This window comes from Nocardiopsis eucommiae, from assembly GCF_965344335.1.
Lineage (GTDB): Bacteria > Actinomycetota > Actinomycetes > Streptosporangiales > Streptosporangiaceae > Nocardiopsis > Nocardiopsis eucommiae.
On sequence record NZ_CBDRIY010000067.1, the window covers coordinates 1 to 18,780 of the forward strand.

An 18,780-nucleotide genomic window follows, 5' to 3' on the forward strand; every position below is an offset into this window, starting at 1 on the left:
CCCCCCCCCCCCCCCCCCACCGGTTCGGAGACGGTATGCGCATCGGAGAGCTCGCCGAACGCACGGGCGCCAGCCCGCGCTCCCTGCGGTACTACGAGCAGCGCGGACTGCTCGCCTCGGAGAGGGCAGCCAACGGTTACCGCGAGTACGGTCCCGAGGCCGTGGACCGGGTGCGCAACATCCGCCTCCTGCTGGAGAACGGGCTGACCTCCGAGGACGTGCGGGAACTCCAGGACTGCCTGGAGCTGGACCTGGCCCGCGAACCCGCCTGCGCGGAGGTCGTGGCGCTCTACGAGCAGAGGCTCCGGGCGGTCCGGGAACGGATCGAGGCGCTCACCGCCACCGAGCGCCGGATCGAACGCCGACTCGCGGAGGAGACCGGGACCTAGGCCCGTGCTCGGGTGAGGGAGACCGCGTGGGCCACCAGGGCGGCGTTGTCGTGGGCCTCCGTGCCGTCCGGCAGCCGCATCGTGTCCTCCAGGCCGATCCGGATGTCCAGGCCCTCCTCCACGGCCTGTTCCAGAACCGGCCAGGCCGTCGCGTCCACGCCGTGCAGCATCCGGGGGACGCGTACCCGGCCCCGGTCAAGCACGCGGGCGATCGCCTCCGTGTTGCGCCGGGCGTCCTCCACCGCCACCTGGGTCGGCTCCACCAGCACGGCCGCCACCTCCGGCCCGGTCGCGACCAGGATGCGGGCCGCGTCCACCGTCCACACCCCCGCCTCCACGGCCACCCGGCGGTCACGCAGGAGCTGGACCAGGTCCACCGACCCCGGCTCGTGCAGGTTCACCGACACCGAGTCGGGCAACGCCGGGGAGGGCCATCTGTGCACCAGGTCGTACCGGCGCCAGGGGTCGGACTCCGCCGACAGCGCGGTGGTCAGCGACACCGGGACGTCGGGCCCGTCCGCGCGCATCCGCTCCATCAGCGCCGCCACCACCTGCGGCTCCAACGACTCCGCTCCCCGGGGGTCGCGGGGATGGACGTGGACGGCGGTGGCGCCCGCCGCCACCACGGCGTGCGCGTCGGTGACGAGCTGGTCGACGGAGACGGGCAGCGCCGGGTGCGCACCCGGACGCCGGTCACCGTTGAGACAGGCGACGATCCTCATGAGGTCTCTCCTTGCGCGCTCTCTCTGCGGAATGTTCCCGCTCGCACCCGGGTGCAAGCCCCGGGCCGTCCGCCCTGGCAGGATGGCGGGCATGAGAAGCTCCCTGACCCTCGTCGCGGCGGCCCTGTTCGCGTTGGCCCCGACGGCCTCCGCCGTGGCCGCCCCCGTTGACCCCGACGTCGGGACGGGCGGGGTCGACTACCCGCGCGGTGGTGAGGGCCCCGAGGGTTCGGAGATCGCCTTCGAGTTCCAGGACGACCGCATCTCCGAGTCCAGCGGGCTGGCTCCCTCGCTGCTGCACGAGGGCGTGTGGTGGACGCACAACGACAGCGGCGACCACCCCTCGGAGGTCTACGCGGTCGACGAGGACGGCGAGACGCTCGCGACCGTCACCCTGAACATCGAGCGCCGTGACTGGGAGGCGATCAGCGTCGCCCAGGGCCCTGAGGGGGTGCCCACGGTCTTCGTGGGCGACATCGGTGACAACTTCGGCGGCGGCTGGCCGAACATCCGGGTGTACCACTTCGCCGAACCCGAGGTCCTGGGCGACGCCGTCCTGGACCCGTCGGTGTTCACGTTCACCTACGAGGACGGGGGGCGTGACGCCGAGGGGATGATGATCGACCCTCGGAGCGGTCGCATCTACGTGGTGTCCAAGGAGTTCGCGGGCAGCGTCTACGCCGCGCCGGAGAACCTGGACCCCTCCGGGGAGAACGTCCTCACGCGGGTGGACTCCGCGCCGCTCTTCGCCACCGACGCCGCGTTCAGCCCGGACGGAACGCGCTACGCCATCCGTACCTACTGGGGCGTGAGCGTCTACGACGGGACCAACGGCGTGCCGGGGAGGTCGGTGGGATCCTTCGACCTGCCGGAGATGGAGCAGGGCGAGTCGGTGGCCTTCACCCCGGACGGCACCGCGCTGATGGCGGGCACCGAGGGCGCGAACTCCCCGGTCTGGCGCGTCCCGCTGTCGGGGGAGCTGCTGCCCGACGCGGCGGCCGAAGCCGAGGTCGAGGCCTCACCCGCCGCCGACGAGGACGGGAGCGAGGAGGAGGAGCCCCGGGAGTCCGGTGCCTCGGGCGCGCTCCCGCTCATCCTCGGGGGAGCCGCCGTGGCCGTGGTCCTGATCGGCGCCATCGTCCTCCTGGTCCGCCGCACCTGAGTCCGCGGGGACCCGGGCGGGGGACCGACCCCGACGCCTCGACTACTTCTCGGGCTGCGGGTCCAGGTAGTGCTCGCGGCAGAGGAAGGCGTGCCGGGAGAAGTCGGTGAAGACACCGTCCACGCCCGCGTCGAAGAAGGCCTCGTACTCGGCCGCGAAGCCGCCGTAGTCCTTCGGGTCGCCGTCCGAGCGCAGGTCCGTCGGCAGGAAGTGGTTCTCGCTGCGGAACGTGAAGGGGTGCACGACCAGGCCCGCCTCGTGAGCGTCCTTCACCAGATCGGTGGGCTCGCCCAGGGAACCGTCCTCGTTGGTGGGGATCACCAGGCTCTTGTGCGGGCCGATGGCGTGCGCGAACGTCGCGACCTCGGCCAGGCCGTCCGGGGTCGTGTGGTGCAGCCAGTGCTCCTCGGTGCCCATGAGGTACACCAGCGGCAGCCCGGTCTCGGAGAGCTTGCGCAGGCTCTCGGCCTCGAAGGACTGGAGGAACACCGGGACCCTCGGCTCCTCGCCGACCAGTTCGGCCTCCCGCAGGGCGGCGATCAGCGGGGGTTCGAGGTCCAGGCCCTGCTCCACGTGGTGGGCGGGGTGCTTGGTCTCCGGGTAGATGCCGATCGGTCGGCCCAGTTCCTTGGTCAGGGAGAGGGCGAGCTCGATGACCTCCTGGAGGGTCGGGATGCCGTAGGTCCCGTCCATCACCGCGTTGTCCGGGCGGACCTCGGCCATGCGCTCGCGGGCCCGGAGCGTCCTGATCTCGGCCAGGGTGAAGTCCTGCGCGTAGAACCCCTCGACGGTGCGTCCGTCGATGGTCCGCTTGGTGCGCCGGTCCGCGAACTCGGGGCGGTCGGCCACGTCGGTGGTCTCACCGATCTCCTGCTCGTGGCGGCAGATCAGCTGGTGGTCCTTGGTGGCGACCAGGTCCATCTCGATGAAGTCGCCGCCGTGCCGGGCGCCCAGTTCGTACGAGGCCAACGTGTGCTCGGGCCGGTGACCCGAGGCCCCCCGGTGGGAGATGATCTTGATGGGGAGTTCAGTCTTCTTGTTCCTGCGCACAGTGGGACCGTCCTGGGAAACGATGAGCGGAAGTAGGAGAAGGAGGCCGACCCACGCGCGGCGGGTCGGCCTCCATTCTCCAGTGTCGCGGGACCGATTCAGGACGGTCCCCCGGTGGTCCCCGTCAGGACAGCCGGGTCAGGACGTGGTCGACGCACTCGGTGAGCGCGTTCACGTCGCTGGGCTCCACGGCCGGGAACATCGCCACCCGCAGCTGGTTGCGGCCCAGCTTGCGGTAGGGCTCGGTGTCCACGACTCCGTTGGCGCGCAGCACCTGGGCGATCCGGGCGGCGTCGACCTCGTCGGAGAAGTCGATGGTGCCGACCACCTGGGAGCGCTGGGCCGGGTCGGTGACGAACGGGGTCGCCACAGGGGAGCGGTCCGCCCAGTTGTAGAGGATCGAGCTGGACTCGTGCGTGCGGGCCACGGCCCACTTGAGCCCGCCCTGGCCGTTGATCCACTCCAGCTGCTCGGCGAGGAGCAGGAGGGTGGACACCGCCGGGGTGTTGTACGTCTGGTCCTTGGCGGAGTTGGCGATCGCCGTGGGCAGTGAGAAGAACTCGGGGACGTAGCGACCGCTGGCGGCGATCTCCTCGACCCGGGCGAGCGCCTTGGGCGACATGACCGCGATCCACAGGCCGCCGTCGGCGGCGAAGCTCTTCTGCGGGGCGAAGTAGTAGACGTCGGTCTCGGAGACGTCGACGTGCAGACCGCCCGCACCGCTGGTGGCGTCGACCAGGACGAGCGCGTCCTCGTCGGCCCCGGAGACCCGGCGGATCGGCGCGGCCACACCCGTGGAGGTCTCGTTGTGGGTGAGCGCGTACACGTCCACACCGGCCTCGGCGACGGCCTCGCCGTGGGTGCCGGGCTCGGTGGTGATGACCGTCGGGTCGTCCAGCCAGGGGGCGCCCCCGACAACCTTCGCGAACTTGCTGGAGAACTCACCGAACGCCAGGTGCTGCGACTTGGAGCGCACCAGGCCGTGGGCGGCGATGTCCCAGAAGGCGGTGGTCCCGCCGTTGCCGAGAACCACCTCGTAGCCGTCGGGCAGGGAGAGGAGCTCGCTCACACCGGCGCGGACCCGGCCGACCAGGGACTTGACCGGCTTCTGCCGGTGCGAGGTCCCCAGGTAACGGGAGCCGGAGGCGGCGAGGGCGTCGAGCTGGGCGGCGCGGACTTTGGAGGGGCCGCTCCCGAAACGGCCGTCGGCGGGCAGCAGGTTCGCGGGAATCTGAATCTCGGTCACGCGGACCAGCGTAGTGGTGGACGACGTGGGAGCGCCGGTCAGGTCGGCAATTGATGTCGTGAAATCACGTGACCGACGCAACGAATCGTCACAGGTCGGAGCTACTGGCCGGTATGGGCCAGTCTCGATTCGGGGAAAGGGGATGTCGGCCCGGTGCCCGTTGCTGTCTAATGAGGCAGCTGCCGGGGGCCGAACCTCACAACGAGACCGTGGAGGGATGCTTCGAGTGTCCGATCAGACACCCGAGACCCAGGACGACCAGCCGAGCAGACCCGCCTTCCTCCGGGTCTTCGAGAACCTGCGCCGACGCCCCTCGCGCTCCGAACACTTCACCGTCCGTAGCCTGGAACGCTCCGTGGCCCGGCGCCGACCCGCCCGGAGGGGGAAGCGGCAGCGGGGTGACATCGCCGAGCCCCCTCCCGTCCTCGACCTGGTGACCGATCGCCGCGAGGACCGCCCCGCCGTCCTGCGCGCCCTGGTGCGTGCGAGCGCGGTCGGGCCCGTGTGGCTGCTCCCCGAGGGCGTCCCGGGCAAGGACCACCAGGACACCGGGGAGGCTCCCGCCCGGGAGACCGGGGAGGCTCCCGCCCGGGAGACCGGGGAGACCCGCCCCCCGCCCGCGCGGCGCACCAACAACTGGAGTCGCCGCTGGCCGTGGCCGGGGGACACCGACGCCCCGCCTCCGGGGGCCGAACCCGTCCGGGAGCCGCGCGAGGGAGCGTCCTCCGGGGACGTCGACGGCGACGTCACCACCCAGGAGCTGTACGAACTCCTGGAACGACTGGTGGACGGCGGGTTCGCGTGGAAGGACGATCCGCCACCGGCGCCCCGCGGCCGCAAGCCGCCTCCGCCTCCCCGTTTCTCGCAGGTGCGCTCCCTGCTCTGGCTCCGGCGCTGCAACTTCCAGGTCATCAGGGGCAAGTTCTCCGAAGGAACCGGCGTCTCCGAGCACGGCACCCTGCTCAACACCAGCGGCACCCAGGTCGAGGTGATCAGGGCCCTTCGGGAGACACGGCTCGACAGCGCGCTCAAGCGCAGGGAAGAGCTGCTGGAGCGCGCGGAGCGGGCCGCTGAGGAAGAGGAACTGGGCACCGTGACGGCCCCGAGCCGTTGGGAACTGCTGCGCAGCCGGTGCACGGTCTACTGGCGCGGACTCGCCCGCGGCGCGGCCGGGTTCTCCCGATTCGTCAACGCCGCCTCTCGGGTGATCACCTTCGGCGCCGCCGACGAGAAGATCCTCACCCCGCTGTCCTTCGTGTTCTCGCTGGTCCTCGCGGCAGCCCCCTTCGGTGTCGCCTATCTCGGGCTGCTCGCGCAGCAGGCCGACGAACTCGTCTCCCTGCTGGTCGGCACGCTCCTGATCACCGTCTACGTGCTCACGGTGTTCTTCTTCCTGCTCCCGTGGCGCCCCTACCTCTGGCTGCACCGACACCGCTACGTCATGGACCTGGACGGGCGCGGCCCGGAGCAGGGCTCGTCCCCGGGCGGCCGGGGACGCCACCGCGCACACGGCGTGCACCTGCTCAACCAGCTCAACAACCTCGCCATGGACCGAGCCCGGATCAACGGTTCGATCCGCCCGCCCGGAACCCACCAGATCGCGGTCAACGCGCTCCTGGACGACCTGCACCGTGAGTTCGGCGCGGGCGGCTACCGGCTCCGGCGCGGCAGCGGCGCCCGTCCGGTGCTCGTCTACGACCAGCGCCGTCTGGACCGGGTCGGCCGGTACTTCGTGTGGCTGATCGAGCAGGAGCGTCTGCGCCGCGCCTTCCCGGACCCCCTGCTCCTCGTCCAGGTACGTGACGCCGGGCTCCGCCCTCTGGTGGAGGGCACGGTCGACTCCACCCGCAACGAGGCGATGCCCGAGTTCATCGAGGGAGGGGAGGAGAACGAGGAGGAGGAAGAGAAGCAGGCGCTCGAACCGGTGCGGACGTGGACACGGCGCCGCTACCTGGCCGGGGTGCTCGGCGTGGAACGCGTCATCACCCGGCACGTCGCGCCGTTGCCCGAGGGCGGCGGCGAACTCTCGCGGCGCGGCGCGCCCGAGTGGGTCCTCAGCGGACCCGTCCTCGCCGGACTCTGGACCGGCGGGGTCGCGGGTGCCACCTCCGTCCTGATGCTGTTCGGGCTGGTGTTCCTGCCCTCGTTGGCGCAGGCCAGCAACCCGTGCGTCCAGGACGGGGTCTGGCAGCCGCAGGGCATCACGCGGAAGGGGGACCAGTGTGTCGGTGTCACCGACGGCGGGTTCGTCTTCCACGAGAGGCTGACCGAGGTCACCGAGCTCGTCCACGAGCAGAACGAGGAGGTGGAGGCCAGCGGCCAGCCCTACGTCACCATCGCCCACCTCGCGGAGTTCGACGTGGCCGATCCCGACGACCCCTCGCTCTCCGGGAGCCAGGGCGAACTCCTCGGCCTGGCCTACCAGCAGGGCCAGCACAACCGGATCAAGGACTCCCGGTATCCCCGGATCAAGCTGCTCATCGCCAACGCGGGCCGGAACTGGGAGCACTCACTGGTGGCCGCGAAGGAGATCGTGGACCGCGCCGAGAACGAGCGGCTCGGCATGGACCGCCCGATCGCCGCGGTCGGCTTCGGTCACAGCGTCGTGCCCAACAGCGACGCCATCAAGGAGGTCGGGGACGCCTCGATCACCATGGTGGGCACCACCGCCACCTTCGACGACGTCGCCCAGTCCGGCGCGCGTGAGCACAGCGAGTTCTACTTCCCGGTCTCCCCGGCCAACACCAGGATCGCCGAGCAGTCGGCGCACTGGGCCCGGTACGGGGTGTCCTGGCGCGACGCCGACGGCGCGGAGCGCGGGCTGGCGGCGCACGGGACCGCCGTGGCCATCGCCAGCGGGGAGACGGACGCCGAGGGCGGGAAGCACGAACAGTACGGACCGCACCTCGCGCGGGAGTTCATCGGCGCCTTCGAGGACCGTGGCGGCCGGGTGTGGGAGGGCGCCGAGGGACTGGGCCGGGACGAGTACGACGGCCGGGGCGTGCTGCTCTACCAGAACGGCGAATCGGAGGACGACACCACCTACGAGCAGCAGCTGGAGCGCCTGTGCACCGACGACGACCCGCCTGACCTGCTCTACTACGCGGGTCGCTCCGACGACTTCACCGAGTTCTACCGCCGGTTCACCCGGACCGGTGGTGAGGACTGCGTGGAGGGGCGCATGACCATCCTGGGCGGGGACGACGTCTCCAAGTTCGTCTCGGACGAGGAGGAGCTCATCGGCAACAACGCCGCCTACCACTCGGTGTTCTACACACCCCTGGCCCCCAGCGGCCCCTGGGGCGGTCCGGGTGGTCGCCCCGGCGGCGGTGACCAGGGCTTCTACCGGGACATGGCGACGTTACAGGAGGAGCTGTTCAGGGAGGACGACGACGAGGAGCGGTCGGACCCCAAGAAGGAACTGCCCTCCATCGCGCACGCCGCCGTGGCCAGCGACGCCCTGCTGGTGGTCTCTGAGGCGCTGCCCACCACCGGGCTGACCCAGGGGGAACTCGCGGCGAGGAACCCCCTGCGGTGGGTCGGCCTGGACCGGCACCCCTTCCTCCGCACCCAGGAACAGTACGAGGAAAAACAGGACGACCTGCACAGCGGGATCAAGGGGACCCGGAACCTGACCGGGGTCTCCGGGTACATCGAGTTCGACGCCGGGAACGACGGGAACTGGTACGACGGCCGCATGGTGCAGCTGGTGCTGGTGGGGCCGGAGACGGTCAATCCGGAGACCGGTGAGAGGCAGCGCCAGCACGTGGTCCAGCGGTGCGGAATGCGCAACGCCAACACCATCGAACCGGGTGAGGAGTGCCTGCCCCTGGGCTCCGGGATCGGGGGGCGGCCCACGTGAGAGTATGCGTCGTGTGGACCACCAGAACCCCGCCGAGCTGCGGAAGCCGTACGTGGGTGAGCCCCTGCGCCGCCGTGACCTGGCCGACCTCCCGATGGCCCAGTTCCACCTGTGGTTCGGTGAGGCCCACGAGTCCGGCCTGGCCGAACCCAACGCGATGGTGCTCTCCTCGGTGGAGCCCTCCGGGATGCCCCGGTCGCGGACGGTCCTGATGAAGGGCTACGACGCCTCGGGGCTGCGGTTCTTCACCAACTACACGTCGCGCAAGGGCCAGGCCCTGGACGTCGACCCGCGTGCGAGCGTGGTCTTCCCCTGGCACGCGATCCGGCGCCAGGTCCTGGTGGCCGGGCGCGTGGAACGGCTCGGGGACGAGGAGAACGACCGCTACTTCGCCACCCGTCCCCGGGGCTCGCAGCTCGGAGCCTGGGCGAGCGAGCGCCAGTCGCGGCCGGTGGCCGACCGCACCGAGCTGGACCGGCTGTTCCACGAGTTCGACTCGGTGTGGGGCACCGACGAGCCCATACCCAGGCCCACCTACTGGGGCGGCTACCGGCTGGTGCCCGGTGAGGTGGAGTTCTGGCAGGGCGGCGAGGACCGCATGCACGACCGGTTCCGGTACGTGCGGGTCGGCGAGGCCTGGGAGATCGAGCGCCTGGCGCCGTGACCGGTGCTCCGAGGTGACGTTGGTCGCGTCGAACGCGGGTTCGAGGGAGTTTCGGGGGAGTGGGGTCCGATGGGTGGTCGCGCAAGGGTCTTCCGGATACTTCACGTATCGGGCGGGTCACCTGCACGCCTGTGACCTTGGACCCTTGCGCCGCGCGGGTCGCCGCGACCCCTGGTGTCCGTATCGTGAGACAGTGTCGAAATCCACGCCCGTCGCGCCGCGATATGCTGGACACATCGGTGGTCGCTCCCGCGGTCCTGCGGACGCCCCGGTCCCCACCTGGCCCCAGGGAATCACGTGGTCCCGGCCTGTGTTGTGAGAGACCTGCCGTGCCGCACGTGACCGCGCGTGGGGCGCAGAGCCTTGGGAGGGGAGTCTTGACCGCACACGGGCTGATCGACACCACGGAGATGTACCTCCGTACGGTCTTCGAGCTCGAAGAGGAGGGCATCGTCCCGCTTCGGGCCCGGATCGCCGAGCGCCTGCACCAGAGCGGACCCACGGTGAGTCAGACCGTCGCCCGCATGGAGCGCGACGGCCTGCTGAAGGTCGAGAACGACCGTCACCTGGTGATGACCGCCGAGGGCCGCAGGCTGGCCACCCACGTCATGCGCAAGCACCGGCTCGCCGAGCGCCTGCTCGTCGACGTCATCGGTCTGCCGTGGGAGGACGTCCACATCGAGGCCTGCCGCTGGGAGCACGTCATCTCCGAGGCGGTCGAGGAGCGTCTGGTCACGCTGCTCAACGCACCCTCGGTGTGCCCGCACGGCAACCCGATCCCGGGTCTGGAGGAGCTGGGCCTGGAGGGTTACGCCCCCGAGCCGTTCACCGACGACTCCATCGTGCCGATGATCGACGCCGCCTCCGACTCGGAGTCCACCGTGACGGTGCGTCGCATCAGCGAACAACTCCAGCCGGACGCGGACATCATGCTCACCTTGCGCGAATCCGGGGTACAACCGGGACAGGAAGTCGTGCTCAAGGCTTCGGACGACGGCGTGCGCGTCATCGGCGCGGGCGAGGACACCGAGCTCCCGGCGGATGTCGCCGGGCACATCTTCGTCGCCAAGCCGTGAAACGTTCGTCCACGTTGATTGGTTGCTCATCGGGATTGTCTCATTGCGCTGCGGGAACGTTGACTGTGTTGCTACGCTCGCCCCAAGGTGCGGTCGTTCGGGGTACCCGGAGCGGGCATGTGTGCAGCTCATGACGGCGAGGTGGCGGCTAGATGACACGGTGGGGTGAGCCCTTCCGGGAGAGCGACGCGCTCGTCACGGCCGAGGTCGTCGACCAGGCCCAGATCGCGATCGTCGTCATCGACCGGTTCAGCCTCCTTCGATACTGGAACCCGTACGCCCGCGAGCTGTTCGGGTTCGTCGGCGGGCGCGACTACGTCGGCCTGTCGCTGCTCGACATCGGCATCCACGAGTCCGACCGCGAACACGCCTCCGAGCTGGCGCGGCGCGTGCTCCGCGGCGAGCCGTGGGAGGGCACGTTCGCCGTGCTCAAGGGCGACTCCTCCTGGATCCACGTGCGCGCCCAGGCCGTGCCGATGCGCGACGAGTCCGGGGAGATCGACGGGATCACCCTGATCGCCCGTGAGGCGCTGCGCAGCGGCCGGGTCGAGGAACAGTACGGCCTGCTCGAACGCATCGGCAGCCGCCTGGCCAGCTCCCTGGAGTTCGACTCCACGGTCAGAGGCGTGGCCGGGATCCTGGTGCCGCAGTTCGCGGACCACTGCTTCATCGACCTCTACGACCGCGACCGCCTGGTCAGACAGGTGTCCGTGCACGCCGAGGGCTGGACGCCCCCCGCCAACACGTGGTTCGACGTCGGGGACGAGGTCCGCTACCCCGAGCGCCACTTCGTGACCCAGGCGATGCGCCGCCTGGAGACGGTGGTCACCAGCGACTACCTCTTCGAGAACTCTCCCAACGACCGGTCCGACCGCGTCTCCCGACAGGTCGGCGTCACCTCCGCGATCGCCGCCCCGCTCCGGGCCCGCGGCGAGGTCCTCGGCGTGCTCACCCTGGCCCTGTCCGGGCTTTCGCCCCGGCAGAAGAGCAGCTACGGCGGCTTCGACCGCGACCTGGTCGGCGCCATCGCCTCCCGGGTCGCGCTGGCGATCGACAACGCCCGGCTCTTCGAGGAGCAGCGCAGCACCGCGGTGGCCTTCCAACGGAGCCTGCTGCCCAGCGACTTCCCCCCTCTGGACGGGCTGACCGTCGCGCACCGCTACCTCCCCGCCGGCCCGCTCCAGGGGCACGGGCACGGCATCCAGACCCAGGTCGGCGGCGACTTCTACGACGCGATCCCGCTCTCGGCCGGACGTGTCGGCCTCGTCATCGGTGACGTCGAGGGCCGGGGCCCGCACGCCGCGGCCGTGATGGGCCAGCTGCGCGCCGCGCTGCGCGCCTTCGCCCAGGCCGACCGCGAGCCCGCCGACATCCTGCGCGAGCTCGACGAGTGGGTCCGCCAGCTCGGCATCCCGGACAGTGGGGGCGGCGTGTGGATCCCCAGCGTCAGCTGCCTGTACATGGTCTACGACGCCTGGTCCCGCGAGCTGTCCTACTCCAACGCCGGTCACGCGCCGCCGCTGCTCATCACCTCCGAGTCGGTCGAGACCCTCGACCTGGAGGTCACCGACCGCATGCTGGGCGTGCGCGCCAAGGGCGGGTCGGGCGAGGACATCGTGTACCACCAGGCCAACCTGCGGCTCCCCCTGGGCGCCACCCTGGTCATGTACACCGACGGTCTGGTGGACCGCAGGCCGGTCGGGGGCAGGGCTGACCCCGAGCGCGCGCTGGCCCGGATGACCGAACGCGTGGCCGAGGTCGCGGACAAGGACGTGGACCAGATCGCCGAGGCCGCCGTGCACAGCGTGCCCGGCGTGCTGGACGACGACACCGCGCTGATGGTGGTGCGCACCCACTCCGAGGAGCTGGCGCTGCGTGAGGGCTGGTTCCCCTCCGAGGCCTCGACCGTCGGCGCCGCCCGGCACCTGGCGGCCGACACCTTCAACGAGTGGGGGGTCGACCGCGACCAGGCCGAGCTCGCCTGCCTGCTGGTCTCGGAGATCGTCACCAACGTGGTCATCCACGCCACCCCGCACCCGGTGCACCGCGAGTTCACCGGAAGCGGCGTGCTGGACTCGGAGACCCCGCTCGACGGAGGCGGCGCGGCCGACGAGTTCGACGAGGACTGGAGCGATCTCCTGGAGGCGGTCGCGGAGGAGGACGAGTCCGCCGAGGACCCGGCGGACAAGGAGTTCCTGCTCCGGTTGCGCCGTGGCGCCAACGCGGTGTGGGTGGAGGTCTTCGACCACGACCTGCGGCTGCCGCGCATCCGGAGCGCCGCCGCCGACGACGAGGGCGGGCGCGGCCTCTACCTGGTGGAGCAGCTGGCCAGCCGCTGGGGATCGCGCCCCACGCCGGACGGCAAGGCGGTCTGGTTCGAGATGCCCATGCACGCCGAGGTCCGCGAGGCCGAGAAGGACGACGACGCGTAGGCCGCACGGACCGTCCCGTTCCCGAGGAGGGGTCGTGCGGCGGGGGCGAGGGGCCGGTCCTGGGTGACCCGACCGAGCCGCGCACCCGTCGGTTCCTCCGACGCGTCATCGACGCGGGACCCTCCGACCGGCGCGAGGCCCCTTCTTCGCTGGTCGGGAACGGTGTCGTCGTAAACCTGTTTCCGGACGGGAAAAATAGGCGCCGCACCCGTCTTGTTTCTCTGTAGTCGGCTGGTTACTTTATTCAGTGGTAAAGGACTGGACCGACGTGGGGAATGGTGGTGCGCGCATTGCGTGAGCACGGCGCGAAAGTGACTCCGGGGCCCTCCTGGGGTTTCATGGAACAAAGTCCCAAGAGGTTCCCGCGTTCCCTTCGCCACCCGGCACGGTCCGGCCTGCGCGGTGGCCTCTCGGTCTTCGGTGCCCTGGCCCTGGTGGTCGCGATGGCCTCCCCCGCCTTCGCCGAACCGCCGACCGCGCTTCCCGCCCATTCCTCCGAGGCCGAGGAGAAATGGCAGCCCGCCTTCGACTACGACACGGACGGCTGTTATTCCACCCCCGCCATCGGGCCGGACGGAACTGTCGCCGAAGGGCTGAACACCTCGGGGGCCCTGAACGGAAACTGCCGGGACCAGTCGGACCTCGACAACACCAATTCCTATTCTCGGGCCAGCTGCGACGGCAGCGGGTGGTGCGCGTACATGTACGCGCTCTATTTCGAGAAGGACCAGATCATGCACGGCTGCTGCGGGCACCGGCACGACCTGGAGCACGTCGTCGTGTGGGTGTTCGAGGACGAGGCCCGCTACGTGTCCGCCTCCGCGCACGGCGACTACGACACCCGCGCGGCGGAGGACATCCGGTGGGAGGGCACCCACCCCAAGATCGTCTACCACAAGGACGGCGCCTCGACCCACGCCTTCCGGTTCGCCGCCGACCACGACGACCCGCCGGAGAACCACTACGGCGTCTGGCAGTACCCGGACCTCGTCGGTTGGGAGGGCTACCCCGAGGGGATCCGGGAGATCTTCGTGGCCGCCGACTACGGGGCGGCCCAGCTCGACCTCAAGGACGAGCGGTTCCCCGACGCCCTGGCCAAGGCCGTGCCCGACGGGATCGACTTCGACCCGTACGCCCCCTGACCCGCACCGGACCAGACCCCCGGCCCGACCATGCCCTCGTCAGACCATCACGGCCGGGTCCGCCCGTACGGTCCTCACCCGCCTTTGGACCGTGCGTCGGGCCCGTCCATCCCCCCGGACGCCGAAGGGCCCGCCGACCCAGTCGAGACGCTGGGGCGGCGGGCCCTCGGTGTTGTCCGTGGAGGGGGTGCTCAGCGGTAGGAGTTGGCCCACAGCAGCAGGCACACGAAGACGAAGAACACGACGATGCCGCTGGTCGCCCAGGGGATGTGGATCCTGGGCCGGAGCTTGCGCACGGCGATGACCAGGAGCACCACCAGCAGGCCCATCACGATGAGGCCGTCCCACGATCCGCTCACGACCGGTCCCTTCGGGGTTCGGGGGTCTACAGGCCCAGGCCCCTGCCGACGATCTCCTTCATGATCTCGGTGGTGCCACCGTAGATCGTCTGCACGCGGGAGTCCTGCCAGGCCCGTGCCACGGGGTATTCCATCATGTACCCGTACCCGCCGTGAAGCTGGAGGCACCGGTCCATGACGCGGTTGCACATCTCGGTCGTCCACCACTTGGCCTTGGCGGCGTCCTCCACGGTGAGCTCACCCTCGTTGAGCAGCCGGACCCCGCGATCCACGTAGGTCCGGCCCAGGTCCACCTCGGTGGCCAACTCGGCCAGGACGAAACGGGTGTTCTGGAAGCGCCCGATCGACCGGCCGAAGGCGGTCCGCTCGCGGCAGTACTCGATGGTGTGCTGGAGGACGTAGTCCGCCGAGGCGACCGCGCAGGTGGCGATGGACAGCCGCTCCTGGGGCAGGTTCTGGAGCACGTGGATGAACCCCTGGCCCTCGGTGCCGATCAGGTTGGCGGTCGGCACGCGGACGTCGTCGAAGAAGAGTTCGGCGGTGTCCTGCGCCTTCATGCCGACCTTGTCGAGGTTGCGGCCGCGCTCGAAGCCGGGCGTGCCGCGCTCCACGGCGATCAGGGAGAAGCCCTGCGCACCGGCGTCGGGGTCGGTCTGGCAGACCACGATGACGAGGTCGGCGTTGACGCCGTTGGTGATGAAGGTCTTGCCGCCGTTGACGACGAACTCGTCGCCGTCGCGCACGGCGGAGGTCCGGATCCCCTGGAGGTCGCTGCCGGTGCCGGGCTCGGTCATGGCGATCGCGGTGATCAGCTCGCCGCTGGCGAAGCCGGGCAGCCAGCGCCGCTTCTGCTCGTCGGTGGTCAGCCCCACCATGTAGGGCGCCATGACGTCGTTCTGGAGGGTGATGCCCAGACCGCTGGCGTGCGCGCGGCAGATCTCCTCGTTGACGATCTGGTTGTACCGGTAGTCGTGGAGCCCGGTGCCGCCGAACTCCTCGGGGACCCCGTGGCCGAGCAGGCCGACGGTCCCCGCCTTCACCCACACCTCGCGGGGCACGATCCCGTCCTTCTCCCACTGGGCGTGGAAGGGGACGACCTCCCGCTTGAGGAACTCGGCCACCGATTCGCGGAAGAGGTCGTGGTCGGCGTCGAAGAGTTCCCGCTTCATGCTCAGCTCCGAGGGTGTCGGGGATCACTGTGTTCCCACACGGTAACCGAACCGCGTTCGGTTTTGAAGCGCGGGGGGCAAGCCGGAGCAAAGTTCCGGGACCCCCGCGCGGTTCCCGGAGGCGCGGCGGTCGCGGGTTCCTAGGGTGGACCAGCAGCCGGGCCGTGCGGAGTCGGCCGGCCCGACCCCGGGAGGCGATTCGATGACAGAGAGCCCCGCCGACCAGCGCGAGTCCCAGAGAGGGCGGATCGCGCTGATCATGACCGCCCTCATGCTGGCCGTCCTGCTCTCGGCGCTGGACCAGACCATCGTCTCCACGGCGCTGCCGACGATCGTCTCCGACCTCGGCGGGCTCAACCACCTCTCCTGGGTGATCACCGCGTACCTGCTGGCCGTCACCGCCAGCACCCCGCTGTGGGGCAAGCTCGGTGACCAGTTCGGCCGCAAGCGTCTGTTCCTCGGGTGCATCGCGATCTTCCTGGTGGGCTCCGTGCTGTGCGGACTGGCCCAGAACATGCTCCAGCTGGTGCTGGCCCGGGGCCTCCAGGGCGTGGGCGGCGGCGGGCTCATGGTGCTGGCCTCCGCGATCATCGGTGACGTCGTCTCACCCCGGGAGCGCGGGAAGTACCAGGGCCTGTTCGGCGCGGTCTTCGGGGTCTCCAGTGTGGCCGGGCCCCTGTTGGGCGGGCTGTTCGTGGACCACCTGTCCTGGCGCTGGGTGTTCTACGTGAACCTGCCGCTGGGGCTGCTCGCCTTCTTCACGGTCCTCGCCGTGCTGCCCCGGCAGGACCCGGTCGGCCGCCGGAACATCGACTACGCGGGCATCACCCTGCTCGCCGCCACCGCCGTCTGCCTGACCCTGGTGGCCTCCTGGGGCGGCGGGGTCTACGGCTGGCTGTCCTGGCAGATCCTCTCCCTGGCCGCCGCCGGGCTGGTGCTCGGCGTGGGCTGGTGGCTCACCGCGCGGCGCGCTCCGGACCCGGTGATGCCGCTCGGGCTGTTCCGGAACCCGACCATCGTGGTCGCCATGGCCATCGGCTTCTGCGTGGGTTTCGCGATGATGGGCTCGATGGCGTTCCTGCCGCTCTTCCTCCAGATCGTGCACGGACTCTCCCCCACGGCCTCGGGGCTGCACCTGCTCCCCATGGTCACGGGCATGCTCATCACCTCGATCACCAGCGGCCGCCTGGTCACCCGGACCGGCCGGTACAAGGTCTTCCCCGTGGCGGGCATGGCCCTGACCTCGATCGGCCTCTTCCTGATGTCCGGCATGGGGCCGGACAGCTCCCTGTGGGAGATGGGCCTCTACTTCTTCGTCCTCGGCTCCGGACTGGGCCTGGTGATGCAGGTGGTGGTCCTGGTGGTGCAGAACGCCTCCTCCTACGACGACCTGGGGGTCTCGACCTCGTCCGCGACCTTCTTCCGGTCCATCGGCGGCTCCTTCGGCACCGCGGTGTTCGGGTCGGTCTTCGCCGGGCAGCTGGCCTCGGACCTGGCCGCGCGGGCCGGGTCGCTCGACCTTCCGGCGGGGGTGGACGCGACCTCGCTGGAGAGCGACCCGAGCGCCATCGACCGCCTGCCCTCGCAGGTGCAGGCGAGCTTCCTGGAGATCTACGCCGACGCCATCGACACCGTCTTCCTGTGCGCGGTGCCGGTCGCCCTCGTCGGCCTGGTGCTCGCCCTCTTCCTGCGGCAGGACGTGCTGCGCACGACCATCAGGACACCGGACCTGGACGAGACCGTGGCCCCGGTGGCCACGCCGAGCCGCAGCGCGATGGACCAGGTGGAGCGCGAGATCTACGAGGCCTGCGGGTCCGAGGGCACGGAGACCATGTACCAGCGTCTGCGGGAGGCCTCCGGCCTGGAGGTCTCGGCGGAGGCCTGCTGGGCGCTGAGCCACATCGGGGTCCAGGGGCCGCTCGGCGTGGACGACCTGGTGCGCATGTCCGGCCTGAGCCCCTCCCGGTGGGCCGACACCCACCAGGAGCTGCTGGAGGCCGGGTACCTGGTCGACGACAGCGCCCCCTGGGAGCTGAACTGGCGGGGGGAGGACGCCGTGCGGCGGCTGTACGAGGCCCAGCGGACGGCGCTGCGCTCGCTGCTCTCCGACTTCGGCCCCGAGGAGCATCCCGACGTGTTCGACGTCCTGGAGCGGGTCACCGGCACCACCCTCGGTGATGAGGGCGGGCGTTGGGGCGACCGCACGGACTGACCGGACCTGGGCGGACGCCCGCAAGACGGGGTCGGGGGCTTGCCAGGGAGTGCAAACCGAATACAGTTCGGTTCTATAGGACGTCACATCCCACGCCCCTTGGAGGACCCAGTGGCTGAGGCCTACATCGTCGGTGCGGTACGCACCCCCGTCGGCACCAAGAAGGGTGCCCTGGCCGCCGTGCACCCGGCGGACCTGGGCGCCCACGTCCTCAAGGAGCTCGTCGAGCGCACCGGGGTCGACGCGGCCGCGGTCGAGGACGTCATCATGGGCGTGGTCAGCCAGGCCGGTCCGCAGGCCCTGGACCTGGCCCGCACCGCGTGGCTGTCCGCCGGGCTGCCCGAGTCGGTCCCCGCCGTCACCATCGACCGCCAGTGCGGCTCCTCGCAGCAGTCCCTCCACTTCGCCGCCCAGGGCGTCATGTCCGGCACCCAGGACCTCGTCGTGGCGGCGGGCGTGGAGAACATGGGCATGGTCCCCATGGGCGCCAACGTCCAGTTCGCCCTCGACAACGACCTCCCGCTGTACGGGCAGGGGTGGATCGAGCGGTACGGCTTCCAGGAGATCTCCCAGTTCCGGGGCGCCCAGCTCATGTGCGAGAAGTGGGGCTACAAGCGCGAGCAGCTGGAGGAGTTCGCGCTGGAGAGCCACCGGCGGGCCGCCGCCGCGCAGGAGGCCGGGTACTTCGACGCGCAGATCGCTCCCATCGCGGGGGTGACCAGGGACGAGGGCGTGCGCCCGGACACCACCCTGGAGAAGATGGCCGGGCTCAAGCCGCTGCGCGAGGGCTGGGAGCTCACCGCCGCGATCGCCAGCCAGATCTCCGTGGGCGCGGGCGCGCTGCTCATCGCCTCCGAGCGCGCCGTGGAGCGGCACGGGCTCACCCCGCTCGCCCGCGTGGTGCAGCTGTCGCTGGTCGGGGACGACCCGGTCTACATGCTCACCGCGCCGATCCCCGCGACCCGGATCGCCCTGGAGAAGGCCGGTCTGAGTATCGACGACATCGATGTCACGGAGATCAACGAAGCCTTCGCCCCGGTCCCGATGTCGTGGACCGAGGAGCTCGGCGCCGACCCGGCCAGGGTCAACCCGAACGGCGGCGCCATCGCTCTGGGCCACCCGCTGGGGGCCACCGGCGCGATCCTGATGACCAAGCTGGTCAACGAGCTCCACCGGACGGGTGGCCGCTACGGTCTCCAGACCATGTGCGAGGGCGGCGGCCAGGCCAACGTCACCATCGTCGAACGCGTCTGACCTCCCCGTACCCCGACGGGGAGCGCACCCCCTGTGTGGTC

The 18,780-nt window shown here is 70.7% G+C and carries 14 protein-coding genes; 9 read left to right on the forward strand and 5 right to left on the reverse strand.

The genetic code is table 11. The features are described from left to right. Nucleotides 1–35: 35 nt before the first annotated feature. Nucleotides 36–389: a MerR family transcriptional regulator gene (locus ACRWK8_RS26105; RefSeq protein WP_431873155.1), complete on the forward strand. Its 354-nt coding sequence runs from the start codon at nucleotides 36–38 to the stop codon at nucleotides 387–389. Here the strand turns inward: ACRWK8_RS26105 and ACRWK8_RS26110 are convergent. Further along, nucleotides 386–1,111, reverse strand: a complete 726-nt coding sequence (locus tag ACRWK8_RS26110; protein WP_378737715.1) for a 3-keto-5-aminohexanoate cleavage protein — start codon at nucleotides 1,109–1,111, stop codon at nucleotides 386–388. The two genes, ACRWK8_RS26105 and ACRWK8_RS26110, sit on opposite strands and share 4 nt — an antisense overlap. Nucleotides 1,112–1,202: 91 nt before the next feature. On the opposite strand from ACRWK8_RS26110, the gene ACRWK8_RS26115 reads away from it, so the two are divergent. After that, nucleotides 1,203–2,273, forward strand: a complete 1,071-nt coding sequence (locus ACRWK8_RS26115) for a hypothetical protein (RefSeq protein WP_431873156.1) — start codon at nucleotides 1,203–1,205, stop codon at nucleotides 2,271–2,273. A 42-nt stretch (nucleotides 2,274–2,315) separates the two neighbouring features. Here ACRWK8_RS26115 and ACRWK8_RS26120 read toward each other — a convergent pair whose 3' ends face one another. Then, nucleotides 2,316–3,323, reverse strand: a complete 1,008-nt coding sequence (locus ACRWK8_RS26120; RefSeq protein ID WP_378737712.1) for a glycerophosphodiester phosphodiesterase family protein — start codon at nucleotides 3,321–3,323, stop codon at nucleotides 2,316–2,318. A 124-nt stretch (nucleotides 3,324–3,447) separates the two neighbouring features. Continuing rightward, nucleotides 3,448–4,569, reverse strand: coding sequence for a phosphoserine transaminase (gene serC, locus ACRWK8_RS26125; protein ID WP_378737710.1), 1,122 nt, complete (start codon nucleotides 4,567–4,569; stop codon nucleotides 3,448–3,450). A gap of 226 nt (nucleotides 4,570–4,795) precedes the next feature. Between serC and ACRWK8_RS26130 the strand changes: the two genes are divergently transcribed. The 5 genes from ACRWK8_RS26130 to ACRWK8_RS26150 all read left to right on the forward strand — a co-directional run bounded on the left by ACRWK8_RS26130 (nucleotide 4,796) and on the right by ACRWK8_RS26150 (nucleotide 13,745). After that, nucleotides 4,796–8,431 carry an ABC transporter substrate-binding protein gene (locus ACRWK8_RS26130; RefSeq protein ID WP_431873157.1) on the forward strand — a complete coding sequence of 1,212 codons (3,636 nt, stop codon included), beginning with the start codon at nucleotides 4,796–4,798 and terminating at the stop codon, nucleotides 8,429–8,431. Nucleotides 8,432–8,444: 13 nt separating this feature from the next. Continuing rightward, nucleotides 8,445–9,095 carry a pyridoxamine 5'-phosphate oxidase gene (pdxH, locus tag ACRWK8_RS26135; protein ID WP_431873158.1) on the forward strand — a complete coding sequence of 217 codons (651 nt, stop codon included), beginning with the start codon at nucleotides 8,445–8,447 and terminating at the stop codon, nucleotides 9,093–9,095. Between the two features lie 377 nt (nucleotides 9,096–9,472). Then, nucleotides 9,473–10,171 carry an iron-dependent transcriptional repressor DtxR gene (locus ACRWK8_RS26140; protein WP_378737704.1) on the forward strand — a complete coding sequence of 233 codons (699 nt, stop codon included), beginning with the start codon at nucleotides 9,473–9,475 and terminating at the stop codon, nucleotides 10,169–10,171. A gap of 152 nt (nucleotides 10,172–10,323) precedes the next feature. Continuing rightward, complete coding sequence (locus ACRWK8_RS26145) at nucleotides 10,324–12,603, forward strand: SpoIIE family protein phosphatase (RefSeq protein WP_378737702.1); 2,280 nt, start codon at nucleotides 10,324–10,326, stop codon at nucleotides 12,601–12,603. A 338-nt stretch (nucleotides 12,604–12,941) separates the two neighbouring features. Continuing rightward, on the forward strand, nucleotides 12,942–13,745 hold the full coding sequence (locus ACRWK8_RS26150) for an NPP1 family protein (RefSeq protein WP_431873159.1): 804 nt from the start codon (nucleotides 12,942–12,944) through the stop codon (nucleotides 13,743–13,745). Nucleotides 13,746–13,936: 191 nt separating this feature from the next. Here the strand turns inward: ACRWK8_RS26150 and ACRWK8_RS26155 are convergent, their stop codons facing one another. Together ACRWK8_RS26155 and ACRWK8_RS26160 are read right to left on the reverse strand one after the other, a co-directional pair. Continuing rightward, the gene (locus tag ACRWK8_RS26155; protein ID WP_184366419.1) at nucleotides 13,937–14,104 is read right to left on the reverse strand and encodes a hypothetical protein; all 168 of its coding nucleotides are present in this window, start codon (nucleotides 14,102–14,104) and stop codon (nucleotides 13,937–13,939) included. Between the two features lie 26 nt (nucleotides 14,105–14,130). Next, nucleotides 14,131–15,273: an acyl-CoA dehydrogenase family protein gene (locus ACRWK8_RS26160; protein WP_431873160.1), complete on the reverse strand. Its 1,143-nt coding sequence runs from the start codon at nucleotides 15,271–15,273 to the stop codon at nucleotides 14,131–14,133. A 202-nt stretch (nucleotides 15,274–15,475) separates the two neighbouring features. On the opposite strand from ACRWK8_RS26160, the gene ACRWK8_RS26165 reads away from it, so the two are divergent. Both ACRWK8_RS26165 and ACRWK8_RS26170 read left to right on the forward strand, forming a co-directional pair. Beyond that, on the forward strand, nucleotides 15,476–17,485 hold the full coding sequence (locus ACRWK8_RS26165; protein ID WP_378737696.1) for an MDR family MFS transporter: 2,010 nt from the start codon (nucleotides 15,476–15,478) through the stop codon (nucleotides 17,483–17,485). A 111-nt stretch (nucleotides 17,486–17,596) separates the two neighbouring features. Further along, complete coding sequence (locus ACRWK8_RS26170) at nucleotides 17,597–18,739, forward strand: acetyl-CoA C-acetyltransferase (protein ID WP_431873161.1); 1,143 nt, start codon at nucleotides 17,597–17,599, stop codon at nucleotides 18,737–18,739. The last annotated feature ends 41 nt before the right edge of the window (nucleotides 18,740–18,780 follow it).

Coding starts and splice junctions, on each gene's coding strand:
- ACRWK8_RS26165 (WP_378737696.1), top strand. CDS start 15,476: ATGACAGAGAGCCCCGCCGACCAGCGCGAGTCCCAGAGAGGGCGGATC.
- ACRWK8_RS26115 (WP_431873156.1), top strand. CDS start 1,203: ATGAGAAGCTCCCTGACCCTCGTCGCGGCGGCCCTGTTCGCGTTGGCC.
- ACRWK8_RS26105 (WP_431873155.1), top strand. CDS start 36: ATGCGCATCGGAGAGCTCGCCGAACGCACGGGCGCCAGCCCGCGCTCC.
- ACRWK8_RS26110 (WP_378737715.1), bottom strand. CDS start 1,111: ATGAGGATCGTCGCCTGTCTCAACGGTGACCGGCGTCCGGGTGCGCAC.
- ACRWK8_RS26145 (WP_378737702.1), top strand. CDS start 10,324: ATGACACGGTGGGGTGAGCCCTTCCGGGAGAGCGACGCGCTCGTCACG.
- ACRWK8_RS26150 (WP_431873159.1), top strand. CDS start 12,942: ATGGAACAAAGTCCCAAGAGGTTCCCGCGTTCCCTTCGCCACCCGGCA.
- ACRWK8_RS26160 (WP_431873160.1), bottom strand. CDS start 15,273: ATGAAGCGGGAACTCTTCGACGCCGACCACGACCTCTTCCGCGAATCG.